Consider the following 23,158-nt stretch of genomic DNA (forward strand, 5'->3'; position numbering starts at 1 on the left):
CGGGAGGCGCTGGTATGGAGCAGGAACAACTGCAAAAGAATATTGAAACGGCGGCGGATTGGGTGAGCCAATCCCATAACATTGTGTTTTTTGGAGGCGCCGGAGTTTCCACGGAAAGCGGTATTCCGGATTTCCGCAGTGTGGATGGACTGTACAACCAGAAATATGCCTATCCTCCAGAAACCATTTTGAGCCATACTTTTTTTCAGGAACATACAGAGGAATTTTATCGGTTTTACCAGGATAAGATGCTGGCCCTGGAGGCCAAACCCAATGCAGCCCACCTGAAGCTGGCCCAGTGGGAGAAAAACGGGCGGCTCAAGGCTGTGATTACCCAAAATATCGATGGTCTGCACCAGGCAGCGGGCAGCCAAAATGTGCTGGAACTTCACGGCAGTGTCCACCGGAACTACTGTACCAAATGCGGCAAATTCTTTGATGCCCACTATATGAAGGCGGCCCAGGGAGTGCCTTACTGTGATGCCTGCGGCGGGCTAATCAAGCCGGATGTGGTGCTCTACGAGGAAGGACTGGATATGGACGTGCTGGAAAAGGCTGTGGCCTATATTGCCCAGGCAGACGTCCTGATTGTAGGCGGTACCTCGCTGGTGGTGTATCCGGCAGCTGGGCTGATCCGCTATTACAAGGGGCATAAGCTGATCCTGATCAACAAAGGCAGTACGTCCTACGACAGTACGGCCAACCTGATTATTCCCGCCAGCATTGGGAAAGTCCTGTCCGCACTGCCGGAATAGGTGATTTTTCCTAGGCTTTTGTGCTATAATGGGAGAAATGACGCAATTATTTTGGGGGTATAACTATGCTAGATTTGAAATTTGTTCGGGAAAATACGGACAAAGTACTTCAAGCCATCAAAAATCGTCAATCGAAGATGGACTTGGACGAATTCAAACAATTGGATCAAGAGCGCAGAGACCTGCTGCAGGAAGTAGAAGCTGACAAGAGCCAGCGGAATACGGTCAGCGCCCAGATCAGCCAAATGAAGAAAAACGGAGAAGATGCTACGGAGAAAATCCTGGCCATGCGCGCTTTGGGTGACAAAATCTCCGAAGGCGATAAAAAGCTGAAGGATGTGGAATCCCGTCTGCACGCCATTATGCTGACCATTCCCAATATGCCTGCAGCAGATGTTCCGGTAGGCAAGGACGATAGTGAAAACCCCGAAGTGCGGAAATGGGGCGAACTGCCGAAATACGATTTTGAACCGAAAAACCACTGGGAAATTGGCGAAAACCTGGGCATCCTGGATGCTGAACGGGCTGCCAAGGTTTCCGGTGCCCGGTTCTATTACTATATGGGTGCCGGTGCCCATCTGGAACGTGCGGTCTACAACTTCATGCTGGACCAGCATACCCAGAAGGACGGCTATACGGAAGTGATTCCTCCGTACATTGTCAGCGCCGCTACCATGACGGGTACGGGCCAACTGCCGAAATTCAAGGAAGATATGTACAAGGTGGAAAACCAGGATATGTACCTGATTCCTACCGCCGAAGTACCTTTGACCAACTACTACCGGGACGAAATCATTGATGGGTCCAAGCTTCCCATCTACGTAACGGCACTGACCCCCTGCTTCCGGGCTGAAGCCGGTTCTGCCGGCCGGGATACCCGGGGCCTGATTCGTCAGCACCAGTTCCACAAGGTAGAAATGGTGAAATATACCACTCCGGAAAGCAGCTATGACGAGCTGGAAAAACTCACCAATGATGCTGAGCGGATCCTCCAAGCCCTGAAACTGCCGTACCATGTGGTTTGCCTGTGCACCGGCGATCTGGGCTTCTCCGCTGCCAAGACCTACGATATTGAAGTTTGGTTCCCTGCCCAGGGCAAATACCGGGAAATCTCTTCCTGCTCCAACACGGAAGACTTCCAGGCCAGACGAGCCAATATCCGCTTCCGTCGGGACAGCAAGTCCAAACCGGAATACGTACATACCCTGAACGGCTCCGGGCTGGCAGTAGGCCGTACCGTAGCTGCCATTTTGGAAAACTACCAGCAGGCCGATGGTTCTGTGGTGGTGCCGGAAGTGCTGCGTCCGTACATGGGCTGCGACGTCATTAAGGGTATCTGAGCAAAAATTTTCTAATTGGATAAATATACAGCGTCTGCCTTCCGGGGCAGGCGCTGTTTTTTCTTCTAGGGGAGGTAGGACGCCCTCGGAGTTCTTCTTATGCGCTATTTCGAGGAATTTACGCATTTAAGGGTATTAAGTGACTTAAAAATGAACTATGCATATTTTTCGTGAAACTCCTTTAAAGTCCTCAAAACTCCTTTGTTTTCCTCAATTTTCCTCTTGTACTTTCCCTGATTTGCTGTATAATGATAACGAAATTTGCACAGGCCCTGCTGGGCCAAAGGGGGATGTTACATGAACGAACAAAGTTTTTTCCAATTGTCCCAAGAAGCCGTAACCAGTCTGGCAGAACGTTTTGAGACTCCGCTGCTGGTGCTTTCCCTGGACCAGGTGGAGAAAAACTATGATCTGCTGCAGGCTCATATTCCGCAGCTAAAAATTCATTATGCCATGAAAGCCAATCCGGATCTGCGGATCCTGGAATTGCTGATCAATAAAGGCTCCAGTTTTGACGTAGCTAGTGACGGGGAAATCCGCACCCTTTCCCAATTGGGCGTGGCCGGGGACCGGATGATCTACGCCAACCCCATTAAGATTGATGCCGGTTTTAAGGCCTGTGCCGATGCCGGTGTAACCCATATGACCTTTGACAGTGAATCGGAAATCCAAAAGATTGCCCAGCATTGCCCGGGAGCCACGGTTCTCCTGCGGCTGCGCATCGATAACCCCAAGGCCCATGTGGACCTGAACAAGAAATTTGGCGCACCCCTGGAAAAGGCGCTGGACCTGATGCTGAAGGCCCAGGCTGCGGGCCTGGATATGGCCGGGGTGGCCTTCCATGTGGGCAGCCAGACGGTGGTGGCGGATCCCTATCTGCTGGCCCTGGATATTACCAAAAAACTCATGCAGCAGGCCCGGGCCAAGGGTCTTACCATGCGCATTTTGGATATTGGCGGAGGTATGCCCATTCCGGAAACCGGCGTCCACTACAACCTGTCCGCTCTGCTGGACCAGATAGCAGCCCGGCTAAATGAAGACTTCTCCGACCTGGAAATCTGGGCCGAACCGGGCCGGTACCTGTGCGGTACGGCCATGAACCTGATTACCCGGGTTATCGGCGTCAATGAACGCAATGGCCAGACCTGGTATTTCCTGGACGACGGCATTTACGGCACGTTTTCCGGGGTAATCTTTGACCAATGGGATTTCAAACTGATCAGCTTCAAAAACAGCGGAAAAAAGATTCCGGCTACTTTTGCCGGCCCCAGCTGTGACTCCCTGGATATTATGTTCCGGGGAAAGCTGACGGAACCCCTGGAAGTGGGGGATCTGCTGCTGGTGCCGGTATGCGGGGCGTATACTTCTGCTTCCGCCACCACCTTCAATGGCTTTAAGAAAGCCCGGATTGTGGTCTGGGAAGAAGTCCAGGCGGAGCTGGGCCTGGAAAAAATGCAGCTGGCGGTATAAGCTTTCCCCTAGAGCCCTTTTTGCCGAAGTATCCGGCAGAAAGGGCTTTTTGTTTTCGGGTTTCTTTTGAGGCTTTGCCATTCTTGTGTTACAATAGTAGCATCTGTATCGGAGATCAATCATAACAGATAGAAATAAGGAGAGATGATTCATGAGTTCTACCAATTTGGAAATGGGTATTGTAGGGTTGCCCAACGTAGGAAAAAGTACACTATTCAATGCCATTACCAAGGCAGGTGCTGAAGCAGCCAACTACCCGTTCTGTACCATAGAGCCCAACGTAGGGGTGGTGGACGTACCGGATGCGCGCCTGAAGGTGCTCAGCGAGATGTTCCATTCCAAGAAGATTGTGCCTGCCGGCATGCGTTTTGTGGATATTGCCGGGCTGGTGAAAGGTGCATCCAAGGGAGAAGGCCTGGGCAACAAGTTCCTGTCCCACATCCGGCAGACGGACGCCATTGCTGAAGTGGTGCGCTGCTTTGAAGACGGAAACATTACCCACGTGGAAGGTTCCATTGACCCGATCCGGGACGTGGAAATCATCAATACGGAGCTGTGCCTGGCGGACCTGGATTCCGTGGACAAGCAATTGGTGAAGGTTCAGAAGCTGATGAAATCCGGGGACAAGAAAGCCGCTGCCCGGGCAGAAGTGCTGAAAAAGATTTCTGCCGGCCTGGGCGACGCCGTGCCTGCCCGCCGGATGGAACTCACCGAGGACGAAAAGGACGCGGTAAAGGAACTGGATCTTTTGACCCTGAAGCCCATTCTGTACGTAGCCAATGTGTCCGAGGAAGAAGCGGCTGATGCTTCCGGCAATCCCTATGTGAAAGCCCTGGAAGATTATGCGGCCCAGGAACATGCCCAGGTTATCGTGATTTCTGCCAAGGTGGAAGAAGAAATTGCCGAACTGCCGGAAGCGGAAGCCAAGGAATACCTGGAAATGGAAGGGCTGACGGAAGCAGGTCTGGACCGGCTGATCAAAGCCGGCTTTAAGCTGCTGGGCTTACAGACTTTCCTTACCGCCGGGGAAATGGAATCCCGGGCCTGGACCATTGTCCAGGGCTCTACCGCTCCCCAGGCTGCTGGTAAGATTCATTCCGATTTTGAAAAAGGGTTTATTCGGGCGGAAATCGTCTCCTACGAGGATCTGGTTAAATGCGGTTCCAAACAGGCTGCCAAGGAAAAAGGCCTGGTACGGCTGGAAGGCAAGGACTACATCATGCAGGATGGGGACGTGGTGGAATTCCGCTTTAACGTATAAGGGAGATGACAACCATGCTGTATGATACCCATACCCATGCCGACTATTCCTGTGATGCAGAGATGACCCTGCCCCAGGCCATCGAACGGGCCAAGGCGTTAAATATCGGGCTCATTCTGACGGAGCACTGGGACCGGTATTACCCCACCAATCCGGAAATGTTCCTGTTCGATATTGACGATTATTTCCGGAAGAATACCCCCTACCGGACGGAACAGATTTTGCTGGGCATCGAAGTGGGCCTTCAGCCCCAGGCCATTGAGGAAGACCGGAAAATGACCGCCGCCCATCCCTTTGACGAGGTGGTGGGGTCCATGCACTGCTTTTTGGGGAAGGATATGTACGAACCTTCCACCTATGAGGGAATGACCAAGGAGCAGGCCGTCCGGGATTATCTGGAAGACTCCGTGCGCTGCCTAGAGCTGCACCCGGATTTTGATTCCTACGGCCATTTGGACTATATCTGCCGGTATATGCCCTACCCGGATCCCAATCTGTATTACAAGGACAATCCGGAGCTGTGGGATAAGGTTTTCACCCTGCTGATTGAGCAGGACAAGGCCCTGGAAATCAACACCCGGCGTCTGGGCAACCCCCAGGTGATTCCGCCCTTGCAGGAGCTGTACAACCGGTTTGCCCAGCTGGGGGGCCGCTACGCTACCTTGGGCAGCGATGCCCATTATCCGGAGCACGTAGGCCGGGATTTGGCGGTGGGCAAGGCCATTGCCGATGCGGCAGGTTTGCAGCTGGTATACTACAAAGAACGGAAACGGCAGCTTTGCCAAGAATAAAAGCAGCAGGGGCCTTCGGGTCCCTGTTTTTTTCTGCCATTTTTGGCTGCTGCCATACAATTGTCACGGCTCCTTGCTTGTTTTACGGGGCCTAGCCTGATATAATACACTAGTATCATCCTGTTTAAAAGGTGGGGAAGTGTATGGGCCGTATGCGGCTGGGAATTTTTGGCGGGACCTTTGACCCGATCCATAAGGGACATCTGGCAATTGCTGAAGCCATGCAGCAGCAGCTGAAGCTGGACCGAATCCTGTTTATCCCGGATTACCTGCCGCCCCACAAATTGCAGCAGCAGTGTTCCCCTTCGCCGGATCGCCTGGCCATGACCCTATTAGGGATTCAGGGGCATCCGCTTTTTACGGTTTCGGACCGGGAGCTGCGCCGGCGGGGCGTTTCCTATACGGTGGACACCCTGCACCAGCTGTACCGCCGTTACCATAGGTATTATGACCTGTACTTTCTCATTGGGGCGGATTCCGCCGAACAGCTGCCTACCTGGCACCGGATTCGGGAGGCCATGCGCTGCAGCATTTTTGCGGCAGCGGCCCGGCCTGGTTTTGCCCCTTACAAGGAAAAGGTGACGAGAGCGCTGGCCCGGCAGGGCCTTACCCGGCTTGTGTGGGTGGATACGCCGGAAATCGATATTTCTTCAACCCAGATCCGCCAGCGGGTCCGGGCAGGACAAGCCATTGGGGACCTGGTTCCCCAGGCAGTAGCCGATTACATCAGACAAAGAGAGCTCTACCAGGGGTAGGGGTCTCTGTCTTTCTTTATAAGGAAGTGAGGGCAATATGGAACTGGAAGAAATGAAGCGGCGGCTGGCAAAAGAGCTGCCGGAAAAACGGTTTAAACATAGTGTGGCAGTTTGTGAAACCGCCATCCGCCTGGCCCGGATTCACGGGGTGGACGAAAAGAAGGCCGCCATTGCCGGCCTGATCCATGACAGCGGGCGGCAGATTCCCACCCGGGATTTTATCGCCAAGGCTGAAGAACTGGGCATTGACCTGGACGAAATTGAACGCTGTCAGCCCATCCTGATCCATTCCAAACTGGGCAAATACTACGCCCAGCACGAATTTGGGGTAACGGATCCGGATATTTTGAATGCCATCCGGTACCATACCACAGGCGCTGCCCATATGAGCCCCCTGTGCATGGTCATCTACCTGGCGGATTTATTGGAGCCGGCCCGGGATTTCCCCAAAGTGGAGGAAATGCGGAAAATGGCCAAAAAGAGCTTGGAAACTACCATGCTGGCGGCCTACGCCAATACCATGGAATACCTGCTGGGTTCCCAGCTGCTGATTCACCCGGACTGCCTGGCCGGCTACAACGAACTGGCCATCCAGCTGAAAAAACCAAAGAATAACAGGAGTTGACTATGACAGAAGAGAACAATGCTGGCAAGCCGCATTACAAGAAGCGGCTGCGTAAAGGGCGATTGTTTTTTTGCCTTGTTCTGATTCTGGCCCTTTTTGGCAGCTGTTTTGCTGCCGGCATGAGAATCTACAACCGCTTTTTTCGGACCGATCCAGTGGCGGTGCAGACAGAAAAGGAAGACCACCTGTCCGAGGAAGCCTTTTCTGAACGCATCAACCTGCTGCTTTTGGGTACGGATGATGGGGACAGCGAAGACTTTGACAAGAATGCCCCCAAGCGGACGGATGCCATGCTGCTGGTGAGCTTTGACCCGGCGAGGAACCGGGTGTCCGTGCTGAGCCTGCCCCGGGATACCCGGGTGCATATTCCCGGCCACAGCGGCTATGATAAAATCAACGCCGCCTATGCCTACGGCGGGGTGAAGCTGGCCAAGCAGACGGTTTCCAACCTGCTCCAGGTGCCCATCGATTTTTATATGCAGGTGGACTGGCAGGGCTTTATCAAAGTGGTGGATATGCTGGGCGGTGTGGACCTGGACGTGGAAAAGAATATGAACTACGAGGATCCCTATGCGGACCTGGAAATCCACCTGAACAAGGGCTTCCAGCACCTGGACGGGAAAAAGGCCGGGGAGTATGTGCGGTTCCGGCATGACGAAATGGGCGATATTGGCCGGGTGGAGCGGCAGCAGAAGTTCCTGAAGGCCCTGTCCAAGCAGGCCTTTACCATGGGCAACATGATGAAGATGCCCATGCTGATTTCCACGGCTACCCGCTACGTCCATACGGATATGGATTTCCTCAGCATGGTGAAGGCAGCCAACTGTCTGAGAATGTTTGGCGAAAACGGGGTCCAGTCTGCCAGTCTGGAAGGCGATTTTGCCACCATTGGCGGGGTGAGCTATTGGGTGACTACCCGGAGCAAGATTGGGGCAACCCTGGATGAACTGAAAATCCCTCATAAGCGGATTACTGAAGATTAATGTGATGATGGATGCGAGAAGTGAAGTAAGGAGTGATTGTATGACAGAAAAAGAATTGGCCAACAAGATTGCGGCAGCTGCTGCAGACAAAAAAGCACAGGATATCCTGCTGCTGAACATGACCGGAATTTCCCCGGTAACGGATTATTTCATGATCTGTTCCGCTTCCAGCACCACCCAGGTGCGGGCCATTGCGGACAATATTGAGGACAAGCTGGCCGAACAGGGCCGCCTGCCCATGCATAAGGAAGGCTATGCCGAAGGCAGCTGGATTCTGCTGGATTACGGCGACTGCGTAGCCCATATTTTCCGGGAAGCAGAACGGAATTTCTACAACCTGGAACAGCTGTGGGCAGATGCTCCCAGCGAAAGCTATACGGAGACAGAAGCATGATGAACAAGAAAGAACCCGTAACGGTCAAGACCGTTGGCCGCTACCGGGTAGGTGATGTATGCGAAATGAAGGCCGTGCGGATTGGCGAAGCCGGCGCATTTCTGGATGCAGGCACCGGCAATACCTCCGACGATATCCTGCTGCATAAGCACCAGCAGACGGCTCCGGTTAAGGCCGGAGATGTGGTAAAGGTGTATTTGTACCTGGATACCAAGGGGAGAATGACCGCCAGCATGAAGCTTCCCAAAATGCGGGAAGGCCAGCTGGGGTACGTGAAGGTCCTGTCCGTAACCCGGAAGGGCGGCTTTGTGGACATTGGGGCTGAACGGGGCATTTTCCTGCCCTACAGCGAAATGCGGGGCCATGTGTCTCCGGGGCAGCTGGTGTGGGTAAAACTGTACCGGGACAAAAGCGGCCGGCAGGCCGTTACCATGCGGGTGGAAGACGACATGATTCGGGCTTCCGTGCCTGCCAAGGACGTAAAAGTTGGGGACCAGCTCACCGGGACGGTGTACAACATCCTGCCGGAAGGGTTCTTCCTGTTGACGGAACGGCGGTACCTGGCCTTCATCCACCGGGATGAGGTGCCGGGGGGGCGGCTGGACTTTGGCCAAAAGGTTACCGGCCGGGTTACCTTCGTCCGGGAGGACGGACGGGTGGACATGTCACTGCGGGAAGTTAAGGAAAAGGCCATGGTAACGGACAGTGAACGGATCCTGGCCCTTTTGGAAAAACGCCAGGGAACCATGCCTTACACGGACGATACGCCGCCGGAAATTATCCAGGCTGCCTTCTCTATTTCCAAAGCTGCCTTCAAGCGGGCTCTGGGCCGGCTGATGAAGGAAGGCAAGGTAAAGCAGGAGAATGGCTGGACCACGCTGATTCAGCCAGATTCTAAAAAATAGGCTTGACAAAAAACGAAAGTGCATTGTATAATAAGCAAGTCGTTGGGGGCATAGCTCAGCTGGGAGAGCGCTTGCATGGCATGCAAGAGGTCAGGAGTTCGATCCTCCTTGTCTCCACCAATGAAAAAATCAGGGTGCTGTGAATGATCACAGCACCTTTTTTGTACCAGAAAAAGTCCGGGGCATCCCGGCATCTGTAAGGAAAGAAGGGATACCATGTGGAAGCGTATTGCTCTTTTGGCAGCGGCTCTTTTGGTGATTGCCGGCAGCCTGGCCTTTGCCGCTGAACGGACTAGCCGCAAACCCGTTGTGGTGGTGTTGTACCAGAACCATGCGGAAACCGATTACAATAAGGCTATCGACAAGAAGTTTATGAAAAACTTCAAGGCGGCCCTGCCAGCATCTACCTACGTGTGGGTGGATGGGAAAAACGTGATGAAAAAGCTTCAGGAACAGGGCATCGACGATATCTACACCGCTGAGCGCAGCGACATTATCCGGGCCCTGGGCAATGAACCGGTGGATTACGTGCTTTACGCGGAAGCCCAGCCCTTCATTCGGAAGGAAAAAAGCTCCTGGTTCAGCCACGGTATTGAAATGACCACCCAGGTTCCCTTTAAGATTGTAGACGTGGCCGGGGACAAGTACCTGTACAGCGGCCGGCTGTCCATCAAGGCGGACAGCACCACCTTTATTGGCGGCATAGGCAACCGGGGTGTGGTCATGGAAGCGGTGGACAAGGCCAATCAAAGAATCAGTGAGATTATCGCCCAGCGCATGCCCAAAACGGTTACCTCCGGAGAAAAAAGCCGCAGCCGGGCAGCAGCCCGTCAGGCAGCCCTCCAGGAGATGCCCCTGGAAGTCGTAGAATAACAATATAAGAAAAAGAGAGAATTCCTAGTAAACATTAGGCAATTCTCTCTTTTCTTTTGGAGAATTATATAGTAAGATTATAGGAAATAGCAAGGCTGTTTGGCAGCCTAAGGGAGGCATTATGAAAATTTCAACTAAAGGGCGGTATGCCCTGCGCCTGATGATTGACCTGGCGCTCAACGGCACAGATTCGTATGTCCCTATCAAAAGTGTCTCACAGCGGCAGGAAATCTCAGAAAAATATCTGGAACAGATTATCACCCAACTGTCCCGGGCAAAATTGGTAAAAAGCGCCCGGGGGGCCCAAGGCGGCTACCGCCTGGTGCGGGAACCCAAGGACTATACGGCAGGAGAAATCATCCGGGCGGTGGAAGGTTCCCTGGCGCCGGTGGCTTGTCTGGAACCGGGCCACGAAATTTGCAGCCGGGCAGAGCAATGTGTTACCCTGGACCTGTGGAAAGAGATTCAGGATGCAGTGGACACCATTGTGGACCATACCACGTTGGCAGACCTGGTAGAAAAACAGAAGCAGAAATTGCAGAAAATGGCAGCAGCCCAAGGCTAATCCCTTGCGCTGCTGTTTTTTTCGTATTATAATAGGGCTCATGGGGCATTAGCTCAGCTGGGAGAGCGCAAGGTTCGCAATCTTGAGGCCAGGAGTTCGATCCTCCTATGCTCCACCAATTTGGGTGGCAAGATCCGTTTCCGAGGGAAGCGGATTTTTTTATTTGGCCTAAAGCTGCTTGGAACTTCCTGGGGAAATTTTTAAAAATGTTGTAAAAACAACGTACTTTCCCCCTGGAGTCTGTTAAGCTACAGTCAAAAGGGCAGGGCGGCAGCCTCCACGGGGAAGCGGTCCTGCTGACCAGGAAAGAAACAGGGGAGTGTTATTATGAAATTTAAAGTCAATGAAAATTGTATCGGCTGCGGTCTTTGTGAAGGAACCTGTCCCGCCGTTTTCCATATGACGGATGCAGGTGTGGCTGAGGCCATTCCGGATGCCGTACCGGCAGATCAGGAAGGGGCTGCCCAGGATGCCATGAACGGCTGTCCTGCTGGGGCCATTGAACAAGTGGACTAAGGGGAAACCCAACCGCATACCCGGGCAGAAAGCAGTTTTCCGCCCCAGGGGCTTGGAGCTTTGCGCTCCCGGCCCCTTTTTCTTGTGCTGGAGGGCGGCATTAGGTATAATAAGAGAAACCAAGGTTGGTTAGCAAATAAGAGGAGAAAAGACACATGCTTACATTGGACGAATTATATAAGGAAATGCTGAAGCGGGCCGCCGAAGGCAAGGATCCCAAAAAGGTGGACAACGGGGATCCCCGGATGATTGCCTGCCTGGCCCATCCTGAAAATACCCCGGTGGTTTGGCGGACCAAGCCCTGCCTGTGCCCTCCGGAGGAGCAGGACAAATGTACGGACCGCTGCACCTGGGGCGCTTTGGAAAAGGGCCCGGACGGCGTTCAGGTCAACGATGACAAATGCGTGGGCTGTGAAGCCTGTGTGGACGCCTGCAAGCTGGAAGCCCTGAAAACCAAAAAGGACATCATTCCGGTGGTGGAAGCCCTGAAAAAGGCTACGACCCCCATTTATGCCCTGGTGGCACCGGCTTTTTCCGGCCAGTTTGGTCCGGACGTTTCCCCGGGCAAGCTGCGCACGGCCTTAAAGATCCTGGGCTTTTCCGGGATGCTGGAAGTGGCGGTATTTGCGGATATCCTGACGCTGAAGGAAGCCTTGGAATTTGACAAGAAAATCAAAAGTGAGGACGACTTCCAGCTGACCAGCTGCTGCTGCCCTATGTGGATTGCCATGATCAAGCGGCTGTACCACCAGCTGCTGCCCAATGTGCCCGGTTCTGTTTCTCCCATGATTGCCGGGGGCCGGACCATTAAGGTGCTCCATCCCGATGCCATTACGGTATTTATTGGACCCTGCATGGCCAAAAAAGCGGAAATGAAGGAACCCGACCTGAAGGGCGCCATTGACTACGTGCTTACCTACGAGGAACTCCGGGATCTGTTCTCCACTACGGAACTGGATCTGGCCAGCCTGCCGGAAGAAGATGTACCCCATGCTTCCCGGGCGGGCATCTGCTATGCCTTTGCCGGCGGGGTGGCGGAAGCGGTATCCCGTACGGTCCATCAGCTGAACCCCAACCGGAAAATCCAGATCAAGACCCGCCGGGCCGACAGTGTGCCGGAATGCCGGGCCATGATTGACGATATCTTGAAGGGCAACCGGGAAGGAAACTTCTTTGAAGGTATGGGCTGCAAGGGCGGCTGCGTAGGCGGCCCCAAGGCTCTTATCAGCAAGGAAGAAGGCAAGGCCAATGTGGAAGCCTATGGGCGCCAGGCCATGGCCAAGACTCCCGGGGATAATCCCTACGTGATTGAGCTTTTGAAAAAATTGGGTTTCCCCACAGTAGAGGAATTCCTGACCAAGAGCGATTTGTTTGACCGGAAAATGGACTGAGCAAAAGCACCTGCTGGCGAAAGCCGGCAGGTGCTTTTTTGGGCTGCGTCCGTGGGGACTACCTGGTTTTATTTGTGGGCGGCCTGGACCGTCCGGACCAGGCCTTTCAGCCAGTCCTGGTGACCGATGTTCATGGTGTCGGGTTCGGAGTTGTGGAGCTCTTTGGCGGGTTCGCCTTTTTGGGATTCCTGGGTCAGGATCCGCACCCGGTTTTGGGGCAGGTCTTCAATAAGCCAGGCGTGGATTACATCCAGGCGATGGGCGGCATCCCCTTCAGCCCAGCCATGCCAGGCCAGACGGCCGGGCTGCCCCTCACTGGGAGCAGCGAATTCGACGATTTCCGCCTCAATGGGGAACCCGAAGGTCTTAAAGGAGAAGCGGGTATGGGGGGACAGGAGAGGGCCGGCTTCATTGTAAAAGTGGACGTCGGAAGCGTTTTTGTAGTAGCTGTTCCACAGACTGGTATCCAACAGGGTGGAGAAGACTTCCGCAGCGGTAAGATTTTGGACGATGACCTCGTTGGAAGCAAAGTTGTCCGTGGTGCCGGGCAGGTAGTCCTGGGGCCATTGAATTTCATGCAGCATAATAATTTCCTCCTTATAGGGCAGCCCAGGGGGCTGTAGGTTTTCTGGAAGTATCATAGCGCAAAACTTTATAAAAATGAAGAATGCACTTTTTTGTATGATAGTACCTAAAAAGATACTATAGAAAAAGGAATAATTGACAACAACTATTTTTTTATGCTACAATTTTAACAATTTGAAAGGAACCGAAAGAGTCTTTTCAAAGCAATTTTTAGGACCACCTTCCTGGAAGGTTAAGGCCATACGGACAGCCGGGTCCACTGCCGATTTTGGCGGCAACTGGTTTGCAGCCTTATTGATTGAGTTGAAAGCTCAAATTTTATAAGTTGGTTACTTCATAACCGCAATGCGTCTGTGCGCAGACTTGTGAAACGGTCAATAAGAGTAGTAAAAGTTGAATTGCTATATAGACTCTGATCTCCGTCCTGAAACCGATTGAATTTGCAGGGACTCTGTCTTTCGTAAATTTTTTGCTGCAGGAAATTCACGCAAGCTGCCAAGGGGGCAGCTTGCTTTTTTGTTTTGAGGAAATACCAGGGGAGGGAAAACATGTTGGAAAAAAAGACTAAGTTGGATCAGAATCGGGCGCCCATTTACGAAGCCCTGGAACGCTTTCGAAAAATGCGGGTGGTTCCCTTTGATGTACCTGGCCACAAGCGGGGCCGGGGCAATCCGGAACTGACGGAATTTCTGGGAGAAAAGTGTGTTGGGGTGGATGTAAACAGTATGAAGCCCTTGGACAACCTGTGTCATCCGGTTTCCGTCATCCGGGAAGCGGAAAAGCTGGCTGCCGATGCCTTCGGAGCAGCCCAGGCTTTCCTGATGGTGGGCGGTACCACCAGCGCGGTGCAGTCCATGATTCTCTCCACCTGTAAACGGGGGGATAAGATTATCCTGCCCCGAAATGTCCATAAAAGTATGCTGAACGCCCTGGTGCTGTGCGGGGCTATTCCGGTGTACGTAAATCCAGATGTGGATGTGCGGCTGGGCATCAGCCTGGGCATGAAGCGGGAAGCGGTGGCCAAGGCCATCCAGGAAAATCCCGATGCAGTGGCCGTGGTGGTGAACAACCCCACCTATTACGGCATTTGCAGCGACCTGAGAGCCATTGTGGATATGGCCCACAAGGCGGGGATGCTGTGCCTGGTGGATGAAGCCCACGGCACCCACTTTTATTTTGGCAGCGGCCTGCCGGTGTCCGGCATGGCAGCCGGGGCCGATATGGCAGCCATTTCCATGCACAAAAGCGGCGGCAGCCTGACCCAGTCCAGCTTCCTTTTGACCGGGCCCAAGGTGCATGCCGGCTATGTGCGGCAGATCATCAACCTGACCCAGACCACCTCCGGCAGTTACCTGCTTATGTCCAGCCTGGATATCAGCCGTCGCCGGCTGGCCCTGAAGGGCAAGGAAATCTTCCACAAGGTGGTGGATATGGCGGAATACGCCCGGCAGGAAATCAACCAGATTGGCGGCTACTATGCTTTTGGCCGGGAATTGATGAACGGCAATTCGGTTTTTGACTTTGACAGCACCAAGCTGAGCATCCATACCCTGGATATTGGCCTGGCAGGCATCGAAGTGTACGATATTCTCCGGGACGAGTACGATATCCAGATAGAGTTTGGGGATATCGGCAACATCCTGGCCTACCTGTCCATGGGGGACCGAATCCAGGAATTGGAACGGCTGGTCAGCGCCCTGGCGGAAATCCGCCGCCGCTACCAGAAGGATCCTAACGGCATGCTGAGCCAGGAATATGTGGAGCCGGTGGTGGTGATGAGCCCCCAGGAAGCGTTCTACGCCCCCAAGGAAAGCCTGCCTTTGGAAAAATGCGAAGGGCGGGTGTGCAGCGAATTTGTGATGTGCTATCCTCCGGGCATTCCTCTCTTGGCCCCTGGAGAAAAAATTACAGGAGAAATCCTGCGGCATATTGAGTACGCCAAAGAGAAGGGCTGCAGCATGACCGGGTCTGAAGATCCGGAGCTGAAGCACCTGAATGTACTGGCCTAAGCCAGAAGGAGCGCAATTATGGAAATGTGGTTTAGCGAATTTCATACCCCGGACGTGAAGCACAGCATCCGGGTCAACCGTCACCTGTTTTCCAAGCAGAGTGATTTTCAGCGAATCGATATTTTTGAAACCCCGGAATTTGGCCGGGTACTGACCCTGGACGGAAACGTGATGCTCACCGAACGGGACGAATTTATTTACGATGAAATGATTACCCACGTGCCCATGGCGGTGCACAAGGGCATCAAGGATATCATGGTCATCGGCGCCGGGGACGGGGGCGTGGTCCGGGAACTGACCCGCTACGACCGGGTGCAGAAGATTGACCTGGTGGAAATGGATCCCATGGTGGTGGAAGCCTGCCGGAACTACCTGCCGGGCAACGCCTGCCGGATGGATGACCGCCGGGTGCATATCTATTTTGAAAATGCCCTGAAATTCATCCGCCACTGCGAAAATTCCTACGACCTGATTATTGTGGATTCCACGGACCCCTTTGGCCCGTCGGAAGGGCTGTTTACCCGGGAATTTTACGGCAGCTGCTACAACGCCCTTCGGGAGGACGGCATTATGGTCAACCAGCAGGGCAGTCCCTTCTACAAGGAAGATGCCATTGCCATGCAGCGGAGCCACCAGCGGATTGTCAGCACCTTCCCCATCAGCAAGGTGTACCAGGCCCATATCCCCACCTATGCAGCCGGCTACTGGACCTTTGGCTTTGCCAGCAAGAAGTACCATCCCATCAATGACCTGGATGCCCCGGCCTGGGAAGCCCTGAACATGCACACCCGGTACTATACCACCCGGCTGCACGTAGGCGCATTTTGGCTGCCGGCCTTCCTGGAGGAAATGCTGCAGGAGGTGGAGAATAAAGATGCTGAAGACTAATGTAGAAACCTTCCTGGCCTGTGATACGCCCTATGAAGAAGCCAGAATCGTCCTGTTTGGGGCACCCTTTGACTCTACCACCAGCTTTCGGCCCGGCGCCCGCTTTGGTTCTGCGGCTATCCGCCACGAAAGCTTTGGGCTGGAAACCTACAGCCCCTACCAGGACGCGGACCTGGAAGACTGCAAGGTCTTTGACAGCGGGGACCTGGAATTATGCTTTGGCAGTTCCGAAGCGGCGCTGAAAGATATTGAGGACCGGACTCGGACCATTGTCCAGGACGGGAAACTGCCCTTTATGCTGGGCGGGGAACATCTGGTGACGTTAGGAGCTTTCCGGGCCGTACAGGAAAAGTATCCGGAGCTGCATATCATTCATTTTGATGCCCATACGGACCTGCGGGAGGATTATCTGGGGGCAAAACTCAGCCATGCCTGTGTAATCCGCCGCTGTTATGATATGATAGGAGATGGAAGAATCCATCAGTTTGCCATTCGCAGCGGGGAACGCTCCGAGTGGGTTTTTGCCAGGGAACATACGGACCTGCATCCTTTCAGCTTCGGCGGTTTGGAAAAACTGGTCCGGGAACTGGAACAAAGCCAGGTGCCGGTGTATTTCACCATCGACCTGGACTGCCTGGATCCTTCGGTGTTCTGGGGAACCGGTACGCCGGAAGCCGGCGGGGTCAGCTTTATGCAGCTGCTGAATGCCCTGCGGCTGGTAAGCCGGACCCGGGTAGTAGGCTGTGATGTCAACGAATTGGCACCCATGCTGGATGCCAGCGGGGCTTCCACGGCAGTGGCCTGCAAAGTGGTGCGGGAACTGCTGCTGGCCCTGGAAAAAAAGAATCTGAAATAAGCAGGTTAGGACGAAAGGAGCTTGAACTATGAGTAGAGTACTGGTAATTGGCTGCGGGGGTGTGGCTTCGGTAGCCATTCAAAAATGCTGCCAGCTGGATGAGGTATTTACGGAACTGTGCATTGCCAGCCGGACCAAGGCCAAATGCGATGCCCTGGCTGCCAAACTGGCAGGCAAAACCAAGACGAAAGTGACCACCGCCCAGGTAGATGCGGACGATGTACAGCAGGTGATTGACCTGATCAACAGCTACAAGCCGGAGCTGGTCATGAACATTGCCCTGCCCTATCAGGATCTGACCATTATGGATGCCTGCCTGGCCTGCGGCGTGAACTATATGGATACGGCCAACTATGAGCCGGAAAATACCGATGACCCCAAATGGCGGGCCATTTACGAAAAACGCTGCAAGGAAGAAGGCTTCTCCGCCTACTTCGACTACAGCTGGCAGTGGGCCTACAAGGAAAAATTTGCCAAGGCTGGCCTGACGGCGCTTTTGGGCTGCGGCTTTGACCCGGGGGTTACCCAGGCTTACTGTGCCTATGCCAAAAAACATGAATTCGATACCATCGATACCATCGATATCCTGGACTGCAACGGCGGCGACCACGGCTATGCCTTCGCCACCAACTTCAACCCGGAAGTAAACCTGCGGGAAGTTTCTGCTCCTGGCAGCTACTGGGAAAATGGCCACTGGGTGGAAATCCCGGCCATGAGCATCAAACGGGAATATAATTTTGACCAGGTAGGGGAAAAGGATATGTACCTGCTCCACCACGAGGAGATCGAAAGCCTGGCGGTAAACATTCCGGAAGTGAAGCGGATTCGCTTCTTTATGACCTTCGGCCAGAGCTATCTGGACCATATGCGCTGTCTGGAAGACGTGGGCATGCTGTCCACCACCCCGGTGGAATTTGAAGGCCACGAAATTGTCCCCATCAAATTCCTGAAAGCCCTGCTGCCGGATCCTGCCAGCCTGGGTCCCCGTACCAACGGCAAGACCAACATCGGCTGCATTTTCACCGGCAAGAAAGACGGCAAGGAAAAAACCTACTACATCTACAATGTCTGTGACCATCAGGAATGCTACAAAGAAGTGGGCAGCCAGGCCATCAGCTACACCACCGGTGTACCGGCTATGTGCGGCGCTCTCATGATGCTCACCGGCAAATGGATCAAACCGGGCGTGCATACGGTTGAAGAAATGGATCCGGATCCGTTCCTGGCAGCCCTGGACCAATACGGCCTGCCCAAACAGGAAAACCACAATCCGGTACTGGTAAAATAATGGAACCAAAGGAAAAAGAAAATCGGCCAGCTTTCGCCGGCCTAAGGGGAAACTCCCCAGAAAAAATGTTTGGGAATCTGATAACTCCCTGTTATATCCTGGACGAGGCAGCTCTCCGCCATAATGGGGAGATTTTGGCCGGCTTGGCCCAACGTACGGGGGTCCGGGTGCTGCTGGCCCAGAAAGCGTTCTCCGACTATGCCCTGTACCCGGTGCTGGCCCCGTACCTGGCCGGCACGGAAGCCAGCGGTCTTTACGAGGCCCGTCTGGGGGCGGAAGAAATGCCGGGCAAGGAAGTCCATGTATTTTGCGGCGCTTACCGGGAGGACCAGCTGGAAGAAATGCTTCGCTATGCGGACCATCTGGTGTTCAATTCTCCCCGGCAGCTGGCAGCCTTTGGCCCTCGGGCCAAAGCTGCCGGCAAAAGTGTAGGGCTGCGGATCAATCCGGAATGTTCTACCCAGGAGGGCCATGCCATTTATGATCCCTGCGCTCCCGGCAGCCGGCTGGGCACCACCCTGGAACAGTGGCAGAAGTGGATGACCCCGGACCTGGTGGACCTTTTGGACGGGCTCCATTTCCATACCCTGTGCGAACAGGATGCCGATGACCTGGAAAAGACCCTGCAAGCGGTAGATGAGAAATTTGGCTTTGTGCTGCCCCGGCTGAAGTGGCTGAATATGGGCGGGGGCCATCATATTACCCGGCCCGGCTACCATGTGGAGCAGCTGGAAAAATGCATCCGCTATGCCCAGGACAAGTGGCAGGTCCAAGTGTATCTGGAACCGGGGGAAGCCTGTGCCCTGAACGCCGGCTACCTGGCCACTCGGGTGTTGGACGTACTGGAAAACAGTGGCGTGAAGCTGGCTATTTTGGATTCCAGTGCCGCCTGCCATATGCCGGATGTACTGGAAATGCCCTACCAGCCGCCTTTGTACGGGGCCGGCAAGGCAGGGGAAAAAGCGGAAACCTGGCGGCTGGGCAGTGCAACCTGCCTGTCCGGAGATGTGGTGGGGGACTATAGCTTTGACGGGCCTTTGCAGGTAGGCGACCTGCTGCTTTTTGGGGATATGGCCATCTACACCACCTGCAAGAACAATACCTTTAACGGCATGCCCCTGCCGGATATCAACGTGCTCCGGGAAAACGGGAGCGTGGAGAATCTGAAGCATTTTGGCTACGCCGATTTTAAGATGAGATTGTAATATTTATTGTGAGAAGCACCGTGCTGCGGCAGGTGCTTCTTTTTTTGCCCCAATCCAGGCAGTCTGCGGGTCTTGAATTTTTCCGGACGCAATTTGTTCAGATTTTACAATTCTTTACAATTCCTTGTCTTTAGTTTTTACATTGTCCTGATATCTTATAGGCATACCGAAATTGTTTATAAGAGTGAAAACTAGATATTCAAGGGAGCGATGAAAAGATGAATTTGAAAAGCAAATGGAAAAAATTGGCAGTAACCGCAATGGCATTGGGTATTGTGATTGGTGCAATGGGCTGCGGCTCCAGCAACAATGCTGCTACCGACAGCAAACCGGCTGCCGTAAAGGGGAACATTACGGGTTCTGGTTCTTCCGCCCTGCTGCCTCTGGTAAAAGATGCTGCAGAAGCCTTCAAGAAAAAGAATCCGGACGTAAGCATCAGCTTGAACGCAGGTGGTTCCGGTATGGGCCTGAAACAGGTTTCTGAAGGTTCCGTAGATATGGGGAACTCCGATGTGCCGGCTAACACCAAACTGACCAAGGAACAAGCTGACAAACTGGAAGACCATAAGATCTGCGTCATGACGGTAGCTACCATCGTGAACAAGGACATTGCTGCTACGGTAAAGAGCTTGACCAATCAGCAGCTGGCCGACATCTTCACGGCTAAAGTAACCAACTGGAAAGAAGTAGGCGGCCCGGATGAACCCATTACCCTGGTAACCCGTCCTAAGACCAGCGGTACCCGCGCTCTGTTTGCCAAATACGCTATCAACGGTGCTGAAGAAGCTTCCAACAAATCCCTGGAAACCGATAACTCCGGTCTGCTGCTGCAAAGCGTAGCCCAGAACAAAGGCGCCATCGGCTATGTAGCCCTGCCTTACCTGACCAAGAATGATACGGTTGGCACCATCGCCATCAACAACGTAGCTCCTACCCTGGAAAACACCTACAGCGGCAAGTACAATGTATGGGGTTATGAACACGTTTACACCAACAAGAGCCCGAAAGCAGCAGTGAAAGCTTTCATCGACTACATGCTGTCTGCTGACTACGGCAAGAGAATCGAGGAACTGGGTTATGGAGTCAGCAGCAAGATGCAAGTTAAAGACACAGCTCATGAATAATGAAAAAGCAGTACAAAGCAACAACTTAATACAGGTGCACCGTCAGGAAAAGATCTCCCAGGCCTTCATTGTGGCCTGTGGGATCGGGGCGGCTCTCCTGCCTTTCCTGATGGCCGCTTTCCTTCTTGTGAAGGGAAGCGGTACCTTTTGGGAATTTCACCATAGCGTGTTTGAATTCCTGTTTTCTCCTGTTTGGAGTCCCAGCGACAGCATGGAAGGGGGCGGACAGGTAGGGGCGGCCATGTTTATTGCCGGCTCCCTGGTGACCTGCCTCCTGTCCCTGGTGTTTGCCCTGCCGGTGAGCCTGACGGCGGCCATCTATATGTCGGAAATGGCAACGCCTGCCCAACAGCGCTTCCTGCGCCCCATTGTGGAACTGTTTACCGGTATTCCTTCCGTTATCTACGGCTGGATCGGCCTTACCGTACTAGTACCCTTCCTGCGGCAGATTTTCCCCATGCCCTTTGGCTTTTCCGTACTGGCGGCTTCTCTGGTACTGGCCGTCATGATTTTCCCGGTAATCACCACCATGGCCGCAGATGCCATGCTGGCAGTGCCTAAAACCTGGCGGGACGCTTCCTATGGCTTGGGGGCTACCCGGTGGGAAACCATTCGGCAGGTAATTCTGCCGGCGGCCCACAGAGGCATTTTTACCGGTATTGTACTGGGTATGGCCCGGGCTTTGGGTGAAGCTCTGGCAGTGGCCATGGTAATCGGCCAGATGAAGCGTTTCCCCACCTCCCTGTTTATGCCGGCCAGCACTATGACCACGGTGATTGCCAACGACATGGGCGGGGCCATGGAGGGCGGCGAATACAGTGCAGCCCTGTGGGCGCTGGCACTGCTCTTGTTCCTGCTGTCCTTCCTGTTAATCTTTATGATCCATAATATGCGGCTGGGTTCCAGCCCGGCAAAGGAGGCCTAAGCATGAACGGTTTAGCACGCAAGAAAATGATGAACCGGATTATGAGCGGCATCTTTACGGCCGGTGCGGTGGGAGCCTCCCTGCTGCTGTTTGCCTTTATCCTGTTTGTGGTAGGCCAGGGCGTTTCCTTTGTAAACCTGCGGATTCTCCACAGCATTCAGGATATGTTCTTCAACACCCTGTACCTGGTATTCCTGGCCCTGGTTTTCAGTGCCCTCTGGGGGATTCCCGCCGGGGTTTACCTGTCAGAATACGCCCAGGAAGGCCGTTTGACCAACTGGGTAAGAATGGCGGTGGAAACCCTGTCTTCCCTGCCTTCCATTGTGGTCGGTTTGTTCGGCTACCTGGTTTTTATTGTGATGACCGGTTCCCAGTGGAACCTGATGGCGGGCGCCCTGTCCGTATCCATCTTGACCCTGCCCCTGATGACTTCCGTAACAGAGAACGCTTTGCGGGATCTGCCACCGGAATATACTCTGGGCAGCTTGGGTTTAGGGGCTTCCAAATGGCAGACCATTTGGAACGTGCTGCTGCCAGCCTGTCTGCCCCGGATTATGACCGGGCTGATTCTGGCTGCTGGCCGTGGCTTCGGGGAAGCAGCCGCCCTGATGTTTACCGCAGGGATGTCTACGGATATTGATTGGAGCAACTGGGACCTGGCTTCCAGTACCTGCCCCTTGAACCCCTTCCGTCCTGGGGAAACCCTGGCCCTCCATGTGTGGGTTATGAGAACGGAAGCTTTAAGCCCGGATGCGGCTCAGATTGCCGGGGTAACTTCCGCCATTCTGATGACTGCAGTTGTTGTATTTAATGTTCTGGCCCGGTATGTCAGCTGGCGCCTGGAAAAGAAGATGGAGGGTGTCACCAATGACTGATAACCAGAAGCCGGCAGCTTCTGCTGCTGACCTGATTTTTGATATCCAGCACCTGGATTTGTACTACGGCGCTCACCAGGCTCTGAAAGATATCAATATGCAAGTAAAGAAAAATGAGATTACGGCCCTGATTGGGCCTTCCGGCTGCGGCAAATCCACCCTGCTGAAAACCCTGAATCGGATGAACGACTGGGTTTCCGGCTGCCGGGTGGAAGGTACCATCTTGTTTGAAGGCAAGGATATCTTTAAGGAAGTGGATCCCCTGGCCCTGCGTTACCGGGTGGGTATGGTATTCCAGCAGCCTTCCCCGTTCCCCAAAAGCATTTTTGACAACGTGGCCTACGGGCCTCGGGTGCAGGGTATCAACAACAAAGCCCAGCTGGCGGAGATTGTGGAACGCAGCCTGCGGCAGGCTGCCATTTGGGATGAACTGAAGGACCGCCTGGACAAAAGTGCCCTGGGTCTGTCCGGCGGGCAGCAGCAGAGATTGTGCATTGCCCGTACTTTGGCAGCCCAGCCGTCCGTAATCTTAATGGACGAACCAACTTCTGCCCTGGATCCTATTTCCACCCAGAAAATCGAAGATTTGGCCTTGGAGTTGAAAAAAGACTATACGATCGTTATTGTGACGCATAATATGCAGCAAGCCAGTCGTATTTCTGACAAAACCGGTTTCTTCTTCTTGGGAGAACTGGTGGAATTCAACGACACGGAAACGCTATTTACGAATCCCAGCGAACCCAGAACAGAGTCCTATATTACGGGCCGGTTCGGCTGAG

The 23,158-nt window shown here is 53.8% G+C and carries 24 protein-coding genes and 2 tRNA genes; 25 read left to right on the forward strand and 1 reads right to left on the reverse strand.

Annotated elements, in window-relative coordinates; all coding sequences use genetic code 11:
• The first annotated feature begins 14 nt into the window (after window positions 1-14).
• The 16 genes from LKE88_RS10045 (at window position 15) to LKE88_RS10120 (ending at window position 12,624) form a co-directional block, all read left to right on the forward strand.
• Window positions 15-755, forward strand: a complete 741-nt coding sequence (locus tag LKE88_RS10045; RefSeq protein WP_105326762.1) for an NAD-dependent protein deacylase — start codon at window positions 15-17, stop codon at window positions 753-755.
• Between the two features lie 65 nt (window positions 756-820).
• The gene (gene serS, locus LKE88_RS10050; protein WP_105326763.1) at window positions 821-2,095 is read left to right on the forward strand and encodes a serine--tRNA ligase; all 1,275 of its coding nucleotides are present in this window, start codon (window positions 821-823) and stop codon (window positions 2,093-2,095) included.
• A gap of 297 nt (window positions 2,096-2,392) precedes the next feature.
• Window positions 2,393-3,565 (forward strand): type III PLP-dependent enzyme, encoded by a 1,173-nt coding sequence (locus LKE88_RS10055; protein WP_105326764.1) that lies wholly within the window; start codon window positions 2,393-2,395, stop codon window positions 3,563-3,565.
• A 151-nt stretch (window positions 3,566-3,716) separates the two neighbouring features.
• Entirely contained in the window at window positions 3,717-4,826 is a 1,110-nt protein-coding gene (ychF, locus tag LKE88_RS10060; protein WP_276803509.1) for a redox-regulated ATPase YchF, read from the forward strand.
• Window positions 4,827-4,831: 5 nt separating this feature from the next.
• Complete coding sequence (locus tag LKE88_RS10065) at window positions 4,832-5,617, forward strand: histidinol-phosphatase HisJ family protein (protein WP_276803511.1); 786 nt, start codon at window positions 4,832-4,834, stop codon at window positions 5,615-5,617.
• Window positions 5,618-5,760: 143 nt separating this feature from the next.
• Window positions 5,761-6,372: a nicotinate-nucleotide adenylyltransferase gene (nadD, locus tag LKE88_RS10070; RefSeq protein ID WP_105326767.1), complete on the forward strand. Its 612-nt coding sequence runs from the start codon at window positions 5,761-5,763 to the stop codon at window positions 6,370-6,372.
• A gap of 37 nt (window positions 6,373-6,409) precedes the next feature.
• Complete coding sequence (gene yqeK, locus LKE88_RS10075; RefSeq protein WP_105326768.1) at window positions 6,410-6,997, forward strand: bis(5'-nucleosyl)-tetraphosphatase (symmetrical) YqeK; 588 nt, start codon at window positions 6,410-6,412, stop codon at window positions 6,995-6,997.
• Between the two features lie 2 nt (window positions 6,998-6,999).
• Window positions 7,000-7,980 carry an LCP family protein gene (locus tag LKE88_RS10080; RefSeq protein ID WP_105326769.1) on the forward strand — a complete coding sequence of 327 codons (981 nt, stop codon included), beginning with the start codon at window positions 7,000-7,002 and terminating at the stop codon, window positions 7,978-7,980.
• Window positions 7,981-8,020: 40 nt separating this feature from the next.
• Window positions 8,021-8,374, forward strand: coding sequence for a ribosome silencing factor (rsfS, locus tag LKE88_RS10085; RefSeq protein ID WP_105326770.1), 354 nt, complete (start codon window positions 8,021-8,023; stop codon window positions 8,372-8,374).
• On the forward strand, window positions 8,371-9,279 hold the full coding sequence (locus tag LKE88_RS10090) for a CvfB family protein (protein ID WP_105326771.1): 909 nt from the start codon (window positions 8,371-8,373) through the stop codon (window positions 9,277-9,279). Before rsfS ends, LKE88_RS10090 begins: the two co-directional genes overlap by 4 nt.
• A gap of 44 nt (window positions 9,280-9,323) precedes the next feature.
• Window positions 9,324-9,399 (forward strand) — tRNA-Ala (locus LKE88_RS10095).
• A 96-nt stretch (window positions 9,400-9,495) separates the two neighbouring features.
• Window positions 9,496-10,152 carry a hypothetical protein gene (locus tag LKE88_RS10100; protein WP_105326772.1) on the forward strand — a complete coding sequence of 219 codons (657 nt, stop codon included), beginning with the start codon at window positions 9,496-9,498 and terminating at the stop codon, window positions 10,150-10,152.
• Window positions 10,153-10,273: 121 nt separating this feature from the next.
• Complete coding sequence (locus tag LKE88_RS10105) at window positions 10,274-10,717, forward strand: RrF2 family transcriptional regulator (protein ID WP_105326773.1); 444 nt, start codon at window positions 10,274-10,276, stop codon at window positions 10,715-10,717.
• A 42-nt stretch (window positions 10,718-10,759) separates the two neighbouring features.
• Window positions 10,760-10,835, forward strand: a tRNA-Ala gene (locus tag LKE88_RS10110).
• Between the two features lie 209 nt (window positions 10,836-11,044).
• A complete protein-coding gene (locus LKE88_RS10115; protein WP_105326774.1) occupies window positions 11,045-11,233 on the forward strand; it encodes a ferredoxin in 189 nt (62 codons plus the stop codon).
• Window positions 11,234-11,388: 155 nt separating this feature from the next.
• A complete protein-coding gene (locus LKE88_RS10120) occupies window positions 11,389-12,624 on the forward strand; it encodes a [Fe-Fe] hydrogenase large subunit C-terminal domain-containing protein (RefSeq protein WP_105326775.1) in 1,236 nt (411 codons plus the stop codon).
• Window positions 12,625-12,692: 68 nt separating this feature from the next.
• Here the strand turns inward: LKE88_RS10120 and LKE88_RS10125 are convergent, their stop codons facing one another.
• A complete protein-coding gene (locus LKE88_RS10125) occupies window positions 12,693-13,208 on the reverse strand; it encodes an SRPBCC family protein (RefSeq protein ID WP_105326776.1) in 516 nt (171 codons plus the stop codon).
• 549 nt (window positions 13,209-13,757) lie between these two features.
• Between LKE88_RS10125 and LKE88_RS10130 the strand changes: the two genes are divergently transcribed.
• From LKE88_RS10130 to pstB, 9 genes are all read left to right on the forward strand, one after another.
• Window positions 13,758-15,218, forward strand: a complete 1,461-nt coding sequence (locus LKE88_RS10130) for an aminotransferase class I/II-fold pyridoxal phosphate-dependent enzyme (protein WP_105326777.1) — start codon at window positions 13,758-13,760, stop codon at window positions 15,216-15,218.
• 18 nt (window positions 15,219-15,236) lie between these two features.
• Window positions 15,237-16,106 (forward strand): polyamine aminopropyltransferase, encoded by an 870-nt coding sequence (gene speE / locus LKE88_RS10135; protein ID WP_105326778.1) that lies wholly within the window; start codon window positions 15,237-15,239, stop codon window positions 16,104-16,106.
• Window positions 16,093-16,962 (forward strand): agmatinase, encoded by an 870-nt coding sequence (gene speB / locus LKE88_RS10140; protein WP_105326779.1) that lies wholly within the window; start codon window positions 16,093-16,095, stop codon window positions 16,960-16,962. Before speE ends, speB begins: the two co-directional genes overlap by 14 nt.
• Before the next feature lie 28 nt (window positions 16,963-16,990).
• Complete coding sequence (locus tag LKE88_RS10145; protein WP_276803517.1) at window positions 16,991-18,250, forward strand: saccharopine dehydrogenase family protein; 1,260 nt, start codon at window positions 16,991-16,993, stop codon at window positions 18,248-18,250.
• 65 nt (window positions 18,251-18,315) lie between these two features.
• On the forward strand, window positions 18,316-19,455 hold the full coding sequence (nspC, locus tag LKE88_RS10150) for a carboxynorspermidine decarboxylase (protein ID WP_231085777.1): 1,140 nt from the start codon (window positions 18,316-18,318) through the stop codon (window positions 19,453-19,455).
• Window positions 19,456-19,673: 218 nt separating this feature from the next.
• Window positions 19,674-20,579 carry a phosphate ABC transporter substrate-binding protein gene (locus LKE88_RS10155; RefSeq protein ID WP_105326782.1) on the forward strand — a complete coding sequence of 302 codons (906 nt, stop codon included), beginning with the start codon at window positions 19,674-19,676 and terminating at the stop codon, window positions 20,577-20,579.
• Window positions 20,572-21,504: a phosphate ABC transporter permease subunit PstC gene (pstC, locus tag LKE88_RS10160; protein WP_105326783.1), complete on the forward strand. Its 933-nt coding sequence runs from the start codon at window positions 20,572-20,574 to the stop codon at window positions 21,502-21,504. The genes LKE88_RS10155 and pstC overlap by 8 nt, the downstream gene beginning before the upstream one ends.
• A 2-nt stretch (window positions 21,505-21,506) precedes the next feature.
• Window positions 21,507-22,379 carry a phosphate ABC transporter permease PstA gene (gene pstA, locus LKE88_RS10165; protein ID WP_105326784.1) on the forward strand — a complete coding sequence of 291 codons (873 nt, stop codon included), beginning with the start codon at window positions 21,507-21,509 and terminating at the stop codon, window positions 22,377-22,379.
• Window positions 22,372-23,157, forward strand: a complete 786-nt coding sequence (gene pstB / locus LKE88_RS10170; RefSeq protein ID WP_105326785.1) for a phosphate ABC transporter ATP-binding protein PstB — start codon at window positions 22,372-22,374, stop codon at window positions 23,155-23,157. The genes pstA and pstB overlap by 8 nt, the downstream gene beginning before the upstream one ends.
• Window position 23,158: the final 1 nt, after the last annotated feature.

Origin of the sequence: Acidaminococcus hominis, from assembly GCF_022484025.1 — a bacterium.
Taxonomy (GTDB): Bacteria; Bacillota; Negativicutes; order Acidaminococcales; family Acidaminococcaceae; genus Acidaminococcus; species Acidaminococcus hominis.

Coding starts and splice junctions, on each gene's coding strand:
- LKE88_RS10045 (WP_105326762.1), top strand. CDS start 15: ATGGAGCAGGAACAACTGCAAAAGAATATTGAAACGGCGGCGGATTGG.
- serS (WP_105326763.1), top strand. CDS start 821: ATGCTAGATTTGAAATTTGTTCGGGAAAATACGGACAAAGTACTTCAA.
- LKE88_RS10055 (WP_105326764.1), top strand. CDS start 2,393: ATGAACGAACAAAGTTTTTTCCAATTGTCCCAAGAAGCCGTAACCAGT.
- ychF (WP_276803509.1), top strand. CDS start 3,717: ATGAGTTCTACCAATTTGGAAATGGGTATTGTAGGGTTGCCCAACGTA.
- LKE88_RS10065 (WP_276803511.1), top strand. CDS start 4,832: ATGACAACCATGCTGTATGATACCCATACCCATGCCGACTATTCCTGT.
- nadD (WP_105326767.1), top strand. CDS start 5,761: ATGGGCCGTATGCGGCTGGGAATTTTTGGCGGGACCTTTGACCCGATC.
- yqeK (WP_105326768.1), top strand. CDS start 6,410: ATGGAACTGGAAGAAATGAAGCGGCGGCTGGCAAAAGAGCTGCCGGAA.
- LKE88_RS10080 (WP_105326769.1), top strand. CDS start 7,000: ATGACAGAAGAGAACAATGCTGGCAAGCCGCATTACAAGAAGCGGCTG.
- rsfS (WP_105326770.1), top strand. CDS start 8,021: ATGACAGAAAAAGAATTGGCCAACAAGATTGCGGCAGCTGCTGCAGAC.
- LKE88_RS10090 (WP_105326771.1), top strand. CDS start 8,371: ATGATGAACAAGAAAGAACCCGTAACGGTCAAGACCGTTGGCCGCTAC.
- LKE88_RS10100 (WP_105326772.1), top strand. CDS start 9,496: ATGTGGAAGCGTATTGCTCTTTTGGCAGCGGCTCTTTTGGTGATTGCC.
- LKE88_RS10105 (WP_105326773.1), top strand. CDS start 10,274: ATGAAAATTTCAACTAAAGGGCGGTATGCCCTGCGCCTGATGATTGAC.
- LKE88_RS10115 (WP_105326774.1), top strand. CDS start 11,045: ATGAAATTTAAAGTCAATGAAAATTGTATCGGCTGCGGTCTTTGTGAA.
- LKE88_RS10120 (WP_105326775.1), top strand. CDS start 11,389: ATGCTTACATTGGACGAATTATATAAGGAAATGCTGAAGCGGGCCGCC.
- LKE88_RS10125 (WP_105326776.1), bottom strand. CDS start 13,208: ATGCTGCATGAAATTCAATGGCCCCAGGACTACCTGCCCGGCACCACG.
- LKE88_RS10130 (WP_105326777.1), top strand. CDS start 13,758: ATGTTGGAAAAAAAGACTAAGTTGGATCAGAATCGGGCGCCCATTTAC.
- speE (WP_105326778.1), top strand. CDS start 15,237: ATGGAAATGTGGTTTAGCGAATTTCATACCCCGGACGTGAAGCACAGC.
- speB (WP_105326779.1), top strand. CDS start 16,093: ATGCTGAAGACTAATGTAGAAACCTTCCTGGCCTGTGATACGCCCTAT.
- LKE88_RS10145 (WP_276803517.1), top strand. CDS start 16,991: ATGAGTAGAGTACTGGTAATTGGCTGCGGGGGTGTGGCTTCGGTAGCC.
- nspC (WP_231085777.1), top strand. CDS start 18,316: ATGTTTGGGAATCTGATAACTCCCTGTTATATCCTGGACGAGGCAGCT.
- LKE88_RS10155 (WP_105326782.1), top strand. CDS start 19,674: ATGAATTTGAAAAGCAAATGGAAAAAATTGGCAGTAACCGCAATGGCA.
- pstC (WP_105326783.1), top strand. CDS start 20,572: ATGAATAATGAAAAAGCAGTACAAAGCAACAACTTAATACAGGTGCAC.
- pstA (WP_105326784.1), top strand. CDS start 21,507: ATGAACGGTTTAGCACGCAAGAAAATGATGAACCGGATTATGAGCGGC.
- pstB (WP_105326785.1), top strand. CDS start 22,372: ATGACTGATAACCAGAAGCCGGCAGCTTCTGCTGCTGACCTGATTTTT.